10 protein-coding genes and 1 tRNA gene are annotated in these 15,037 nt (G+C 29.8%); 2 read left to right on the forward strand and 9 right to left on the reverse strand.

Going from position 1 to position 15,037, the window contains the following annotated elements; all coding sequences use genetic code 11:
- Positions 1-54: 54 nt before the first annotated feature.
- The gene (gene thrC, locus H9I45_RS09465; protein WP_088354821.1) at positions 55-1,338 is read left to right on the forward strand and encodes a threonine synthase; all 1,284 of its coding nucleotides are present in this window, start codon (positions 55-57) and stop codon (positions 1,336-1,338) included.
- 63 nt (positions 1,339-1,401) lie between these two features.
- On the forward strand, positions 1,402-1,611 hold the full coding sequence (locus H9I45_RS09470) for a hypothetical protein (protein ID WP_228454829.1): 210 nt from the start codon (positions 1,402-1,404) through the stop codon (positions 1,609-1,611).
- A gap of 3 nt (positions 1,612-1,614) precedes the next feature.
- On the opposite strand, the gene H9I45_RS09475 is transcribed toward H9I45_RS09470, so the two are convergent.
- From H9I45_RS09475 to H9I45_RS09515, 9 genes are all read right to left on the reverse strand, one after another.
- Positions 1,615-2,502, reverse strand: coding sequence for a carbohydrate kinase family protein (locus H9I45_RS09475; protein WP_088354820.1), 888 nt, complete (start codon positions 2,500-2,502; stop codon positions 1,615-1,617).
- Between the two features lie 88 nt (positions 2,503-2,590).
- Entirely contained in the window at positions 2,591-4,336 is a 1,746-nt protein-coding gene (locus H9I45_RS09480; RefSeq protein WP_088354819.1) for a RagB/SusD family nutrient uptake outer membrane protein, read from the reverse strand.
- 11 nt (positions 4,337-4,347) lie between these two features.
- Complete coding sequence (locus tag H9I45_RS09485) at positions 4,348-7,509, reverse strand: SusC/RagA family TonB-linked outer membrane protein (RefSeq protein ID WP_088354818.1); 3,162 nt, start codon at positions 7,507-7,509, stop codon at positions 4,348-4,350.
- A 29-nt stretch (positions 7,510-7,538) separates the two neighbouring features.
- Positions 7,539-9,116 (reverse strand): glycoside hydrolase family 32 protein, encoded by a 1,578-nt coding sequence (locus tag H9I45_RS09490; RefSeq protein ID WP_088354817.1) that lies wholly within the window; start codon positions 9,114-9,116, stop codon positions 7,539-7,541.
- 21 nt (positions 9,117-9,137) lie between these two features.
- Positions 9,138-10,463: a sugar porter family MFS transporter gene (locus tag H9I45_RS09495; RefSeq protein ID WP_088354816.1), complete on the reverse strand. Its 1,326-nt coding sequence runs from the start codon at positions 10,461-10,463 to the stop codon at positions 9,138-9,140.
- A 246-nt stretch (positions 10,464-10,709) separates the two neighbouring features.
- Positions 10,710-13,421 carry a hybrid sensor histidine kinase/response regulator transcription factor gene (locus tag H9I45_RS09500; RefSeq protein WP_088354815.1) on the reverse strand — a complete coding sequence of 904 codons (2,712 nt, stop codon included), beginning with the start codon at positions 13,419-13,421 and terminating at the stop codon, positions 10,710-10,712.
- 164 nt (positions 13,422-13,585) lie between these two features.
- Positions 13,586-13,984 (reverse strand): VOC family protein, encoded by a 399-nt coding sequence (locus H9I45_RS09505; protein WP_088354814.1) that lies wholly within the window; start codon positions 13,982-13,984, stop codon positions 13,586-13,588.
- Positions 13,985-14,099: 115 nt separating this feature from the next.
- Positions 14,100-14,621: a DUF421 domain-containing protein gene (locus H9I45_RS09510; protein WP_088354813.1), complete on the reverse strand. Its 522-nt coding sequence runs from the start codon at positions 14,619-14,621 to the stop codon at positions 14,100-14,102.
- Between the two features lie 222 nt (positions 14,622-14,843).
- A tRNA-Gln gene (locus H9I45_RS09515) sits at positions 14,844-14,915 on the reverse strand.
- Positions 14,916-15,037 lie beyond the last annotated feature (122 nt).

Below are 15,037 nucleotides of genomic sequence, written 5' to 3' on the forward strand. Positions count from 1 at the left end.
TTAGATAAAGACCTCACAGTTCTAAAAACCTGTAAGGTCTAAAAAACGAATAAAATGAACTACTACAGTTTACATCATAAATCGCCAAAAACAACTTTTAAAAACGCAGTTGTAGAAGGTTTGGCAAAAGACAGAGGAATTTATTTTCCGGAAACAATTACGCCACTTTCAAAAGATTTTATTGACAATATTGAGAATTACACAAATCAAGAAATTGCTTTTGAAGTCATAAAACAATTTGTGGGTGATGAAATTCCGACTGAAAAATTAAAAGAAATTATTGAAGAAACTGTTTCTTTCGATTTTCCTGTGGTAAAAATTACGGATAATATTGCTTCTTTAGAATTGTTTCATGGACCAACAATGGCTTTTAAAGATGTTGGTGCCAAATTTATGGCAAAATGTTTGGAATATTTCAACCAAGGAAATGATAAAGAAGTTACTGTTTTAGTTGCGACTTCTGGAGATACTGGAGGCGCAGTTGCCAACGGATTTTTAGGTGCAAAAGGCGTAAATGTGGTTATTTTATATCCTTCAGGAAAAGTGAGCGATATTCAAGAAAAACAACTGACAACTTTAGGTCAGAATATTACAGCTTTAGAAGTCGATGGTGTTTTTGATGATTGTCAAGAAATGGTGAAAACTGCTTTTTTAGATGAAGAAATCACGAAGACTTTAACCTCTGCAAATTCTATAAATGTGGCACGTTGGTTGCCACAAATGTTCTACTTTTTCTTTACTTATAAAGAATTAAAAAAACTAAATAAAGAATTAGTTTTCTCTGTACCAAGCGGAAATTTTGGGAATATTTGTGCAGGAATTATGGCACAAAAATTAGGTTTGCCAGTTAAACATTTTGTGGCTTCTACAAATGTAAATGACACTGTTCCTAATTATTTAAAAGACGGAAAATATACTCCAAAACCATCTAAAGCAACCATTTCTAATGCAATGGACGTTGGAAACCCAAGTAATTTTATTAGAATTCAGGAATTGTTTAACAACGATTTTGAGGCTTTAAAAAATCATTTTTCTTCATACAGTTTTTCTGATGATGAAACACGCGAAAAAATGAAAGCGATTTACAAAGAATCTGGTTATGTTGCAGATCCTCATGGAGCAGTTGGTTATTTAGGTTTAGAAAAATTCGGTTTAAATGAAAACGAATTTGGTGTGTTTTTAGAAACTGCACATCCTGTAAAGTTTTTAGATGTTGTAGAAGGAACTTTACCTGTTAAGGTTGAAATTCCTGCACAGATTCAGAAAGTAATTAACAATAAAAAAGTAGCTATTAAGGCTTCTTCTTATGAAGATTTAAAGGCTTTTTTGATGGAATAATACATTATTTAAATAGAACGTAAATCTATTTTTATAAATTTCTAAATTCTGTGGTCCAGAAAAGTGGCAATTTCTGGTGGAGCAATTATTCCACCTATATATGGAAAAATTGTTGATGCTGAAAAACAAGAACTAATATCCAACAGTATACAAGAAATAGATGCTTTGACAACTGCTTCTACAAGTAGTTATTGGATTTTAATTCCTTGTTATATTATAATTCTATTATTTGCGCTTTGGGGGCACAAGGTTAAAATCTGGAGTAGAAAATAAATTTTATGAATACGGATTTACAAATTTTTGAATCTGCTCTTCAGTTATAACCGGATTTGCTCCTTCGCTTTGAGCAACCAATGCACCAACTGCGCAGGCAAAATCTATAGCTTCTTGGGGTTTTACTTCATTTAATAATTGACTTATTAATGAACCTAAAAAAGAGTCTCCAGCACCAACAGTATCTACAACTTTAATTAAGAAACCACTGTTATAATACAAATCTCCTCCATGAAGTAGAACTGCACCATGAGAACCTTTAGTAACACAAATATGTTTAGTATTTGTTTTTTCTGCTATAAATTTTAAGTTTTGCTCTAAAGAATTGTACTTAGAACCCATCTCTTTACAAACCTCAAATAATTCATCATCATTAAACTTAATAAAGTTTGCTTTCTCCATTAAGTGAATTAAAACATCAGTGGTGTAATAAGGTGGTCTTAAATTAAGGTCAAAAATTTTATATTTAGCTAATTCAATTAATTGATACAAGGTATCTCTAGAGGTTTCATCTCTAGCCACCAAGCTTCCAAATACAAAAGCATCTGCAGATTTTACTGCATTTCTAGCCCCTTCAGTAAAACGAATTTTATCCCATGCTCTAGGATATTTAATATCATATGAAGCAGAACCTTTTTCATTTAACATTACTTTTACTTTACCTGTTTGATATTCTTTTTTAGTTTGAATATGCTCTGTATTAACATTATTTTCTACTAAATACTCAATTAGTTTTTCACCAGGTTTATCATCTCCAACTGCACTAATCATAACTACTTCCTGATTAAAAGAACTTAATCTGCTTGCAACGTTTAAAGGTGCGCCTCCTATTTTTTTGTGAGTAGGAAAAACATCCCATAACACTTCTCCAAAACAAACTATTTTTGACATATTATATAAAATTTAAAAAACCAGAAGAAGTATTTAATACTTCTTCTGGAATAAAAAAAAACTCAAACAATCTCAATTCACTATATTATTAATATCCTGGATTTTGCTTATATAAACCTCCAGTAAAATCTATTTCTCTTTGAGGTATTGGATAGTATTCATCTCTACCAGCTGTAAAATTAGCATTTGTTAAAAAATCTTTTCTTGTTTTTTCAACTGCTAAATATGCATTTAGAACTTGTTCTGCCATTCCCCATCTTACTAAGTCAAAAAATCTTGGACCTTCCATACCAAACTCTAAACGTCTTTCGAACATTAAAGCTTTAAAAGCCTCAGATTTAGATAAACCCATTGGATATTCTCCAACATTATACACATCTGTTGCTCCTGCATCTATTTGTCTTTGCGTACTAGCTGCAGCTCTTCTTCTTACTTGATTAATTAGGTCTAATCCAGCATCTACTTGATCTAATTGAATTAAAGCTTCTGCTTTAAATAAAAGTACATCTGCATATCTAATAAAATCTACGTTTTTAGAAGTACCAACAAATGGCCCTTCTTTTACATAACAACCACAATCTGGAGCTTGTTGTTCTTTCATATTTCCGAAATAACCATAAACACCTGGGTCTCTTGCCCAACTAAAGTTGTAAATCATATCTCCAGAAGTATTTACCGTATTTCTATATTTAAAAGGACGTCCAGGAATACCAACTGTATGGTCTATTCTTGGGTCTAAAGTAATTCCTGCAGCTAAAGCAGTTTCTCCATTTGCATCTACAACATCAAAAATATTACTACTATTAAAAGTATCTAATAATGGTAAACCAGAAGCATCTGTTTTAAATGCGTTCACCATATTTTGACTAGCCAAATGAAACCCACAACAACCATATAAACCAGTTCCATGAGGCGAATTTAATCCAGTTACAAAACTTACTCTACTAACAGTTGTACCGTCATTGATAGAAAATTGTGCAGCCCAAATAGATTCTGAACCATTATCAAAACCATCTAAATAATTATTACCGTAATCTGCTTCTAACCCTCCTGTAACGTCATCTGCATAATCAATTACTTCTTGTAATAATGCTCTATTAATATTAGTTACTTGGTGTGTATCATTTTGCTCATAAGCTTGGTATAAACGTAGTTTTGCTAAATAGGCAGCTGCTGCGTTTTTATCTGCTCTACCTACTTGATCTTGAGATTGAGGTAAGTTGTTATAGGCAAATAGAAAATCATCTGCAATTGTGTTCCATAAAGCATTATTATCTACATCATTAGAAACTTCAAGAATTTCATCTTGCGATATATCTTCTGTGATATATGGAATTTTTTTAAACAATTGTTTAAGCATAAAATGAGAGTGCGCTCTTAAAAAACGAAGTTCTCCTTGTCTTATAGCTTTGTTTGAATATTCTGCATCTGGTATTTCATTAATTACTTTTAAAGCAAAATTAGCTCTCGATATTGCTTTATAATAATTAGTCCAAGTTCTTGGTCCCATCCAATCTAAAGGGTCGTCTGCAATTGTTAAGTTGTATTGTTCATATCTATCTACAATATCAACATCACCTCTACCACCACCACCTTTGTAGGCGTCATCAGATCTAACACTTCCATAAACCCACATGTTAGTAAGTGGACCTACCATGTCATCATTTGCTATTCCTGCATATGCAGCAACAACTAATGCTTCTGCGTTTTCTGCTGTAGCTACGTTTTCATTAGATAATACACCTTCTGGTTCATATTCTAAGAAATCATCAGAACATCCTGCTATTAAAAATGTAGCAAAGATTCCCGCTAATAATAATTTTATATTCTTCATTTTAATATTTTTTAAAAGTTAATGTTAAGACCAAGTGATAATGTTGTTGGAACAGGAATGTTATCTACATTTGTTCTTTCAGGATCTGATCCTATATAGTCTTTAGGTGTAAACCAGAATAAATTTTCTCCTTGAACGTAAAATCTTAAACTTGTCATACCTGCTAATTTGTTTACAATTTCTTCTGGTAAAGAATATCCAAATGACATGTTTCTTACTTTGAAATAAGAATTTTTTCTGTAAAGATAATCTGAGGTTCTTGTATCGTTATTTACAAGTGATGCCGCTGGAATATTTGAACCAGTGTTTGTTGGAGTCCAAGCGTTTAAAACACCTAAACCAGCATTTTCTCTTCCTTGTACAAAATTATTCCAGTATATATATGGGTCTAAACCTATTCTACCTGCAACACCTGAGCCGAATACAGAAAAGTCGAAGTTTTTATATTCTAAGTTTACTCTTATTCCATATTCTAAATCTGGTAAAGTTGTACCAATAAAATCTCTATCATTTGCATCTATACTTCCATTACCATCTAAATCTTGAAATTTTAATCCTCCAGGTCTAGCTCCAACTTGAGTTGGGCTTGCATCTACATCTGCTTGACTTTGAAATAAGCCATCTGTTTTATATCCAAAAATTGAAAATTGAGAATGTCCAATAATAGAATTATCTACTGTACCAGGATAAGAAGATACAACCTCATCAGGTAAAGCTGTAATTATATCTCTAAAAGCTCCGAAATTAGTAGAAACTGTAAATTTTAATCCATTTTCAAAAGTATTAGCGTACGCTAAAGCTAATTCCCAACCGTTTGTTTCTGTTGTTGCTCCATTTAATACTCTTTGTTGTCCTTCTCCCACAACAGAAGCAATTGGTGGTGTTGTTAAGATATCGCTAGTTTCTCTAGTAAAATAATCGAAAGAACCAGTTACTTTATTGTTTAATAAAGAAAAGTCTACACCAAAATTAAATTCTTTGGTAGTTTCCCATTTTAAAGCTGGGTTTGATGCTTGAATTGATACAAAACCAGATGGTAAATTTCCTGTGTTATTTCCGTTTAAATCATAAGCGGTACCAACGTTGTAAAACGTATTAAAGAAAAAAGTGTCTCCGGTTGCTTGTAATTGATTTTGCCCATAATTTGACTGAAATAAACCAAAACGTGCTAAATCTCCAATAGATTGGTTACCAACTTCACCATAACCTGCTCTAAATTTTAAAGAATTTACAATTTCATTTTCTTTCCAAAAATCTTCATTACTAATTCTCCAACCTACTGTTGCTGCAGGAAAAATACCATATCTATTGTCTGCACCAAATCTTGATGATCCATCTCTACGTACAGTTATAGATGCTAAATACTTATCTTCGTAACCATAATTTACTTTAGCAAATTGAGACAACAATCTACTACCAGTTGAAGAGCCTGTGTTTGTTTTTGCACCTGTTGCTGCATCTAACTGAAAGAAAGATTCTGTTTCTACTGCAAATCCATCAGCTTGTGCAACAAAGCTATCTTGATCGTCTTTAATAGATTCTACTCCTAAAAGTACTCCTAGTTTATGCTTTTCAGCTAATTCTACATTATAATTTAAGGTGTTTGTAAATACTAAACTAGTAAACTTTTGATTACCTTGTATTAATCTATTTGTACCTCTTGTTATAAAACCATTATTAACTTTTCTTTCAATATCTCTTCTGTCAACTACATTGTAGTCTATACCTAAACTAGTTCTATAAGTTAGATTTTTAGCGATATCAAACTCTCCATAAATATTTCCAAAAAAAGTAGTTCTACTAGTGTTGTCCCAACTATTAAGTTGTTGCATTAAAACAGGGTTGTTTCTGTCTGAATAACCAGAACCTAAAGGTCCAGCAAATTCTCCATTTGCATCATATACAGGAATTGTTGGAGCTAATGATATAGCTAAACTGGTTGTAAATGCACTACCAACATCTCTAGAAGCTAATGTTTCATCAGAGGTAGACATTTGTGAATTTACACCAACTCTTAATCTATTATCAAACAAATTAAAATTAGAGTTTAATTTAGCTGTAATTCTTTCATAACCTGTATTTTTTAAGATACCTGAATTACTTAAATGACCTACATTTATTAAATGAAATGAATTGTCTGTACCTCCAGAAAACGAAATTTCATTATTGTATAAATATCCAGTTTGGTAAGTTGCATCTTGCCAATCAGTATCTCCAACCGGTACAGATGTATCACCTCCAACAAAAGGTTTTACAGTTACATTATTTAAAACAGGGTTATTAAAATCACCGTTCCAATCAAAATTATATATTTCACCATAACCGCTAGATGGGTCTGCACCATCATTAACAGATGCTTGCCATAAAGCTTCACCTCTTTGCAATGCATTTAGCATTTTGTAACGTTGTTTTTTTTCTGATAAAACTGAAACGTTTGAATTTATACTAATTTTAAATTTTTCTGCACCTCCGGCTTTTGATCTGTTTTTAGTAGATACAACCACCACACCATTTCCTGCACGAGCTCCATAAAGTGAAGACGCAGAAGCATCTTTAAGTACTTGAACAGATTCTATTGTACTTGGGTTTAAGCTTGCAAAAACTTCTTGCCTTAATGTTGGCACACCATCAATAACAAATAATGGGTTGTTGTTACCAAGAGTAGTTGCACCTCTAATTAGTATATTGTTGCTTGTACCTGTTGGGTCTCCGTTTTTCTCTATAAATAAACCAGCTACTTGACCTTGTAAACTTTGTACGGCACTACCTGTACTTAAACCTACTCCTTTAATAGGAGCCATTTCTACAACAGATATTGCACCAGTTACATCTACCTTTTTTTCTTTGGTGTAACCTGTTATTACTATTTCGTCTAGTTGACTTGCTTCTGCTGATAAAACAACATTTATAACACTTCTTCCATTTATTTTTACGGTTTCTGTTTTGTAACCTAGGTAACTAAAAACCAATGTATCTTCAGCTTTTGCTTTGGCTAAAGTATAATTTCCATCAAAATCGGTTGTTGTTCCAACCGTAGTACCAGATACAACTACTGAAACTCCTGGTAATGGCATATCTCCATCTTTATCAGTAACCACACCTTTAACCTGGGCTTGGGCGGATATGCTGATAAGAGCAAATATTGTAAGTAAAAAGAGTAATTTACGTCTCATAATTTAATTTAATTTAGTTAATGTTTAATTTAGTTAATGTTTAATTGATTTATTACGATGTTATCTAGAAGTAATTCTTGATTATTTGTTTCTATAGAAAAGGTTGAATAGGGTTGGTTTGGAAAAAATATTTCTGTCATAACAGTTTCTCCATCATCAAAAAATAATTCTATAGATGTTTTATCTATTAATATTGTTCCTGATAGGTTTTTGTTAGATGAAGTTCTTAAAGTGGTAGATATTTTATCAGCAAACTTTTCTGAAAATGATGTTTTTCCAGATTTTTTACGATCAATAAAAAAAGAATTTTTAGTATGATCATAGCCAAATAAAAGCGAATCATTTACTTTGTTAGATAGTATAAAAGTGAAGCTTTTATCATTTAAATTAGCTATGTTAAACTTTATTTCTGTGCTTGCTAAATCAATAGATTCTGAACCAATAATTTTTGTATTTCCGTTTACAGAAATATTTTCTTTTTTAAATTTGGTGCCTCTATATTTATTTAAATCTTGTACTGGGTTCGTAATTAATCGATAACCATTATTATCTTTTTTAAGTTCTACTTTTCTAGGAATTGTCATCGCACTTCTCCATGTTTCTGTTGGTACTTTTACTGCATAATCCCAATTAGACATCCAACCAATCATTAATTTAGCACCATCTTTTGTTCTTGCATTAGACCAAGAAACACCAGCGTAATTATCTTTACCAAAATCTAACCAATATGTATGATTTTCTTTTAAGCTTTTTTCAAATTCTTTATCAATTATAAAATTCTTACCATCAAAATCTCCAATAAAATATTGTGTTGCACTTCCACCATTTGGCCCACCAGTTCCAACACTTACAAATAATACCCATTTAAATTCTTCTGTGCCTTTAATTGGTAGTTTAAATAAATCTGGACATTCCCAAACTCCATCTTTAGAGTTTATATCTTTTTTAAATTCTGAAAGTAAGTTCCAGTTTTTTAAATTCTTAGAATCGTAAAACATAATTTTATCTCCAGCTGCAAGAGACATAATCCATTTATGTCTATCATCATCCCAAGTAATTTTTGGGTCTCTAAAATCTTTAATAGAATCGTTATCTATAACCGGGTTGTTTTCGTATTTCTTAAAAGTTTTACCTTCGTCATGACTGTAAGCTATACTTTGTACTTGTTTAACTTTTCCGTTACCAAAATCTTTATGGTTCGTATACATAGCAACAATTGGAATAGATTTTTCAACTTCTCCTAATCCAGAGCAATTGCTTATATCTACAACTGCACTTCCAGAAAAGATGGTTCCAAGTTCATCAGGATAAATGGCAATAGGTTGCTCTGTCCAAGAAATCATATCTGTGCTAATTGCATGCCCCCAATGCATAGGTCCCCAAACATTACTTTCTGGATGGTATTGGAAATATAAATGATAGTAACCATTGTAATAAAACATTCCATTAGGATCATTCATCCAAGCTTTTTTTGGTGTAAAATGAAAGTTTGGGCGGTACAAGTCTTCTTCAGAAATAGATTTAATTTCTGTATCTTTTTTACAACCAATAAATGCAAATAATACTAGCATTACAAGAATCAGTTTTTTAAATTGTAAATGTTTCATTATAAATTAGTTTGAATTATTTTATTTTTTTCTATTGATAAGTTTTTTACTTAAATCTTCCAATGAAACTCCTTTGGTTTCTGGCATCATAAAAAATACGAAAAGTAATTGAAGCACCATCATTATTGCAAAAACTAAAAAGACAATTCCTGCGCCAATTGTAGAAAACAAAACTGGAACTAAAGACGGAATTACTGCTGCTAATACCCAATGTACAGAACTACCAAAAGACTGACCTGAACTACGTAAATGGTTTGGGAAAATTTCTGAAATAAAAACCCATATAACTGTACCCTGACCAATTGCGTGTGCTGCAATAAACATAAATAAGAAAATTGGCATAAAACCACCTTCCCAATTTAGAAAAAATGCTGCAGATACAAGTGAAAGAGAAATTATATAGCCAAAAGAACAGATATACATTAGTTGCTTACGCCCTAGTTTATCTATTAAGAAGATACCTAAAAGTGTAAAAAGCATGTTTGTTAAACCAACACCTATACTGCTTAATAATGCAGCACTTTCTCCTAAACCTGCTTCTTCTAAAATTCTAGGAGCATAATAAAGGAAAGCGTTAATACCAGAAAACTGATTAAAAAAAGCAATTAAAAAAGCTAGTATTAAAGGAAATCTATATTTTTTAAGAAAAATATTTTCATTTGGCACAGTATTATCCATTTCTAACTTTATTTCCATCATTAATTTTTCTGGATCTAAATTAGGGCTGATAATTTTTAAAGACTTTTTTGCTTCGTCATTTCTTAACTTTGTAAGTAACCATCTAGGGCTTTTAGGAACGGTTATAACAATTAGAGTATATATGGCTGCTGGTAATGCTTCTATACCAACCATCCATCTCCATGCATTTTCACCAATATTGTTTAATAGATAATTAGATAAAAATGCTATTAAAATTCCAAAAACAATATTAAATTGATAAAGACCTACTAGTTTACCTCTATCTTTTGCTGGTGCTATCTCAGATATGTAAGCTGGTGCAGCAATTGTAGAAACACCTACTCCTAAACCACCAATAAACCTAAATACAGCAAAAGTCCAAGGATCATTTGCTAAACCAGAACCAATAGCAGAAACGGTATACAGTACCCCAATGTAAATTAGAGTTTGTTTTCTTCCTAATTTATTAGTAGGTATACCTCCAAAAAAAGCTCCAATTACAGTACCCCATAATGCCATACCAATTACAACCATACCATGAAAAAAGTCTGTTGTTCCCCATAATAACTGTAATTTTTTTTCTGCACCAGAAATTACAACAGTATCAAACCCAAATAAGAAACCTGCAAGTGCTGCTGTAATGGACCAAATTAAAATCTTTTTATTCATGCTTAAAAAAGTTTAGATTTATTATTGGCTAAACTAAATGCAAGTGAATGAATAAAGTATAAGAATTGTTACATAAGTGTTAAAAAACAAAAATAATAATATAACTATCTTTAAATCAATTAATTATGTATTTTATTATGTATCATATTTTATATTAAAACCGTTAGAAATGATAAAATAGTTACATTTTTAGTTAAAATAACATAGATTAAAATGTAATAACTTAGGCTAAATGTTATAGTCTTGTTAATTTTTCTTGTATGATTTTGGCGTTTTACCAAACTTGTTTTTGTAGGTAGAAGAAAAATAACTTGGCGAAGAAAAACCAACTGAATATGCTATTTCTGAAATTGTAAGTTTAGATTCTAATAACAATACTTTTGCTTTTTCTAATCTAATGTTTAAAATATAATCGCTTATACTTACATTTAAAATTGCTTTAATTTTTCTATACAATTGTACTCTAGATATGTTTAGTTTACTAGCCAGTTGTTCTACAGAGAAAGAAGAATCATCTAGATTCTCATAAATATATTTATTCATTAGATCTAAAAAGTCTTGTTCTAAAAGGTCTACTTTTTGGTTTTGTTCTTTCTTATAAATATTTTTTATATAGTGTTTTCTAAGTTTATCTCTATTATAAAGTAGGTTTTTTAAAGATCTATATAAAATTGAAAAACTAAAGGGTTTAGTAAGAAATAAATCTGCACCAGAATCTAAACCTTTAATGTAAGATTCTTTACTATCGTAAGCTGTTAATATAATTAATGGAATATGAGATGTTCTAATATCCTTTTTTAAAATTTGGCAAATTTCAAAACCATCTTTTTCTGGTAAATTAACATCACAAATTATAATATCTGGTATTAAGTCAAATGCCTTTTCTAAAACATCATTACCATTACTTATTTGTATATTATACTCTAAACTTAATTTATTGTTTAAGAATTTTACTAAATCTACATTATCTTCTACTATAAGAATTGTGTCTCTATCTTCTCTGTTTAAATTACTTTGTACAGTAAAGGCATCATCTTCATAATCTAGATCGAAACTTAAAATAGGACTATCTAAAATTTCAGGTTCAAATACAATTTCATCTGAATTTAAATGTACATTATCTTTATATAATGTTATAATAAACTCTACACCATTATTAGAAGTTACTTCTATATTACCTTTATGTAATTCTATAAATTCTTTAGATAAATGTAAACCTATACCAGAACTAGTTTTATTGTTATTAGAACCTTGGTAAAAAGCTTTAAAAACGCTATCCATCTCGTTTACAGGAATACCAATGCCAGAGTCTTTAAAATAAATTTTAACAAAATTACTATTTTTAACTTCTTCTATATTTATACTAATAAAACCATTATTTGGGGTAAATTTAAAAGAATTAGATAGTAAATTAAAATAAACTTTATCCATTAAATTTCTATCTAAATAAACATCTAGATATTCATTATTAGTGTTTAAAGTAAATTTTATATTTCTTTTTTGGGCCTCTCTCTCAAAATCTCTAAAAATTGTATTTGAAAATTGATATAAGTTTGTTTTAGAGGCTCTTAATATAAATTTTTTATCTTCTATTTTTCTAAAATCTATTAATTGATTTATTAATCTTAATAAACGTTTAGAATTATTAAAAATTAGTCCTACTTCTTTTAACAACTTATTATCTCTAATACTTTTATTTTCTGAAAGTGAATCTATAGATGATAAAATTAGTGTAATTGGTGTTTTAAATTCATGAGATAAACCTGTAAAGAAATTGGTCTTGGCTTCATTAATTTTTTTAATTTGGTTTCTTTGAACTGTAATTTTATTATTCTGAATTTCTAACTCTCTTTTTTTCTTTTCTAATTTAAATCTAGAGTAAATACTAAAAGAAGCTAATAAAACACTTATAATTAATAGTGCAAGTAGCAATTTTAAAGTTAGACTTTGTGTGGTATAGGTTTTTTCTTGTTTTAAAATTTTTAATTGTTGATGTTCTATATCTTGTTGTTGTTGGTAGATTTTGTCAAACTGATTTTTCATAATATCAGCATTTCTACTGTCTATAACTGTAGTATTTAAAATATTATTTTTTTCAAAATTCTCATCTTTTAAAATCTTTAAAGCTAATTTAATCGCTTCGTCTCCGCCAGTAGGGTATAAGATTGTAGCTAAAAAAAGTCCTTCTTGTACTAATTTAATTCCACCTTTTTTACCAGGTAAACCGTCTACCCCAACAAATTTTATAGAATTTTGCAATCCCATTTCTTTAGCCACTTCCCAAGCACCTAAAGCCATTCTATCGTTGTGCGAAAAAATAAAATCTATATTTTTATGTGCTTCTAATACTACACGTAAACTATCTTTAATAGAGAAACTTTCCCAATTGCCTTCTATAGTTTTAATTACTTCTAGATTTTTATTCTTTTTTACAATATTGTTAAATCCTAAACTACGTTCTAATGCTGGTGATGAGCCAAATAGTCCTTTAATTTCTATTATTTTTTTCTTAGATTCTGAAATAGAAGCTAAATAATTTGCAGCATCTAAACCAACTTGGTAATTGTCTCCACCAAGATATGCAGTATAATTATTTCCTTCTATTTTTCTATCTACAATTAATACTGGTATACCAGATTTAAAAGCTTTTTCTACAATTGGTGTAATTGGTTTAGACTTTACAGGTGAAACAATTAAAACATCTACTTTGTCTTTTATTAATTGCTCTATGTCTTTTATTTGATTGTTAATATCATCATTACCTTCTAAAATTGTTAGTTCAATTTCTGGGTTAAATGCCGCTTGAATTTCCATGGATTGATTCATGGCTTTTCTCCAATCATCTTTATGCCCAGTTTGTGAAAAACCTATTTTATACTTCTTAATTTGGTTTTCTTTAGAACATGAAATAAAAGAGAGTAAGATTAAAAAAAACAGAATTGCTTTAAACTTAAACATGTTGCTTTAATGGGTTTTTAATGAAGTTAAATCTAAAATAAATTTTAATAAGTGTAATTAGATGCTAAAGTAATAGAATATAATTATTAAAAAAATTAGATAAAGCATAAAAAAATGGATTGCAATTTAATGCAATCCATTTTTAAGATATAACTAAAGTTGAATTAACTATTGCAGTTTACCATCCAATTTATTCCATATTTATCTGTACATCTTCCAAAATAACCCCATTCTCTTTCTCTAAATGTGTGATGCGTTATTCCGCTTTCAGCTAAATTATTAAACACGTCTTCGGCTTCATCTTTATCATTCAAATCTACACTCATATGAATTTGATTTCCGTTATTTATTGGTGTATCTGGAGCAGCATCATATGCCATAAAATGAACTCCTTTTCCTTTTAATTCTGCGTGTTGTAATTTGCTTCTGTATGAACTTGGAACATCGATTTTCTTGTCCTCATAAGTTTCTTTATTTTTTACATCTGCATTAAATAATTCTCCATAGAAATTTAATGCTTCTTGACAATTTCCGTTAAATGCTAAATAAGCTTGTACTTTCATTTTTCTAAATTTTTAGGTTCATATTCTGTTCGAAACAAAAATAGATTAGATAAAAAGGTTTCTTTGGCTTATTTGATAGTTTTAGTAACTCTAATCATAAAATGATCGATTTTAACTACTTATTAGCAACATCTTCTACAATCCAATCGTCAATATTTTTATCTTCTGAAGAATGTAATACAGAAATATCTCCTGTAGTTTCGAAAATAACTGCTTTTACTTCAGATAATTCAATTACGTTTGCTTCTCTTAATTTTGCTCTTAAATCTCCTTCAGTTACTCTTGCTTTTTTCAAATTATCCCAAAGAATTTCTTCTCTTATCATTAAAAACAAAGGTTTGTTATCTACCACACTTCTAAAATGTTTATATCTTCTTAAATAGGCTGTTCCATTTTGTAAACTGTAAATGACCAACAAGCCAAAAACACCTTCTAATAAAGAAACCGATTTCGATATTAAAGTCGACGCAATTACAGAACCAATAGCAATTGTACAAGCGAAATCGAAACTCGACATTTTAGAAAAACTTCGTTTTCCAAAAATCTTAGTGAGAATTATTATGGCAATATAAACCCCGATTGTAGAGATGAATATAAATTGAAGGGTTTCTAAATTGGTGAAGATCCATTTTTTCATAGTATTTGTTATAAATTACAGTTTTAATTGTCCGAAAAATAGTATAAGCATAAATTTTTTGTTTGCTTATTTACAATTTTTCGTGACTTTATCAATTCTAGAAAAATTTTTTTAAAATAAAGAAAAATGATGGATGGAATTCTGAAAGTGTAAAATTTCGTTTTCAAAAACTCTAAAAAAAGTAAAAACTCCTAACAAATTAAATTTGTTAGGAGTTTTTTGTTGGCCTACAAGGACTCGAACCTTGAATGTCGGTACCAAAAACCGGTGTGTTACCAATTACACCATAGGCCAATGCTTTTATGCGGGTGCAAATTTAATCTATTCTTTTAAATTCACAAACATTTTTTTACAAATTTTGACTTTAACAAAGTTTTAAGAGCTTTAACTCTTGCAATAAAACACTTAAATCGCCA

The sequence above is a fragment of the Polaribacter haliotis genome (assembly GCF_014784055.1).
In the GTDB taxonomy this organism is placed as follows: Bacteria; Bacteroidota; Bacteroidia; order Flavobacteriales; family Flavobacteriaceae; genus Polaribacter; species Polaribacter haliotis.

Bases quoted from the DNA above. Each gene is read 5' to 3' on its own strand.
- thrC (WP_088354821.1), top strand. From the start codon at position 55: ATGAACTACTACAGTTTACATCATAAATCGCCAAAAACAACTTTTAAA.
- H9I45_RS09490 (WP_088354817.1), bottom strand. From the start codon at position 9,116: ATGAAACATTTACAATTTAAAAAACTGATTCTTGTAATGCTAGTATTA.
- H9I45_RS09510 (WP_088354813.1), bottom strand. From the start codon at position 14,621: ATGAAAAAATGGATCTTCACCAATTTAGAAACCCTTCAATTTATATTC.
- H9I45_RS09495 (WP_088354816.1), bottom strand. From the start codon at position 10,463: ATGAATAAAAAGATTTTAATTTGGTCCATTACAGCAGCACTTGCAGGT.
- H9I45_RS09475 (WP_088354820.1), bottom strand. From the start codon at position 2,502: ATGTCAAAAATAGTTTGTTTTGGAGAAGTGTTATGGGATGTTTTTCCT.
- H9I45_RS09480 (WP_088354819.1), bottom strand. From the start codon at position 4,336: ATGAAGAATATAAAATTATTATTAGCGGGAATCTTTGCTACATTTTTA.
- H9I45_RS09485 (WP_088354818.1), bottom strand. From the start codon at position 7,509: ATGAGACGTAAATTACTCTTTTTACTTACAATATTTGCTCTTATCAGC.
- H9I45_RS09500 (WP_088354815.1), bottom strand. From the start codon at position 13,421: ATGTTTAAGTTTAAAGCAATTCTGTTTTTTTTAATCTTACTCTCTTTT.
- H9I45_RS09505 (WP_088354814.1), bottom strand. From the start codon at position 13,984: ATGAAAGTACAAGCTTATTTAGCATTTAACGGAAATTGTCAAGAAGCA.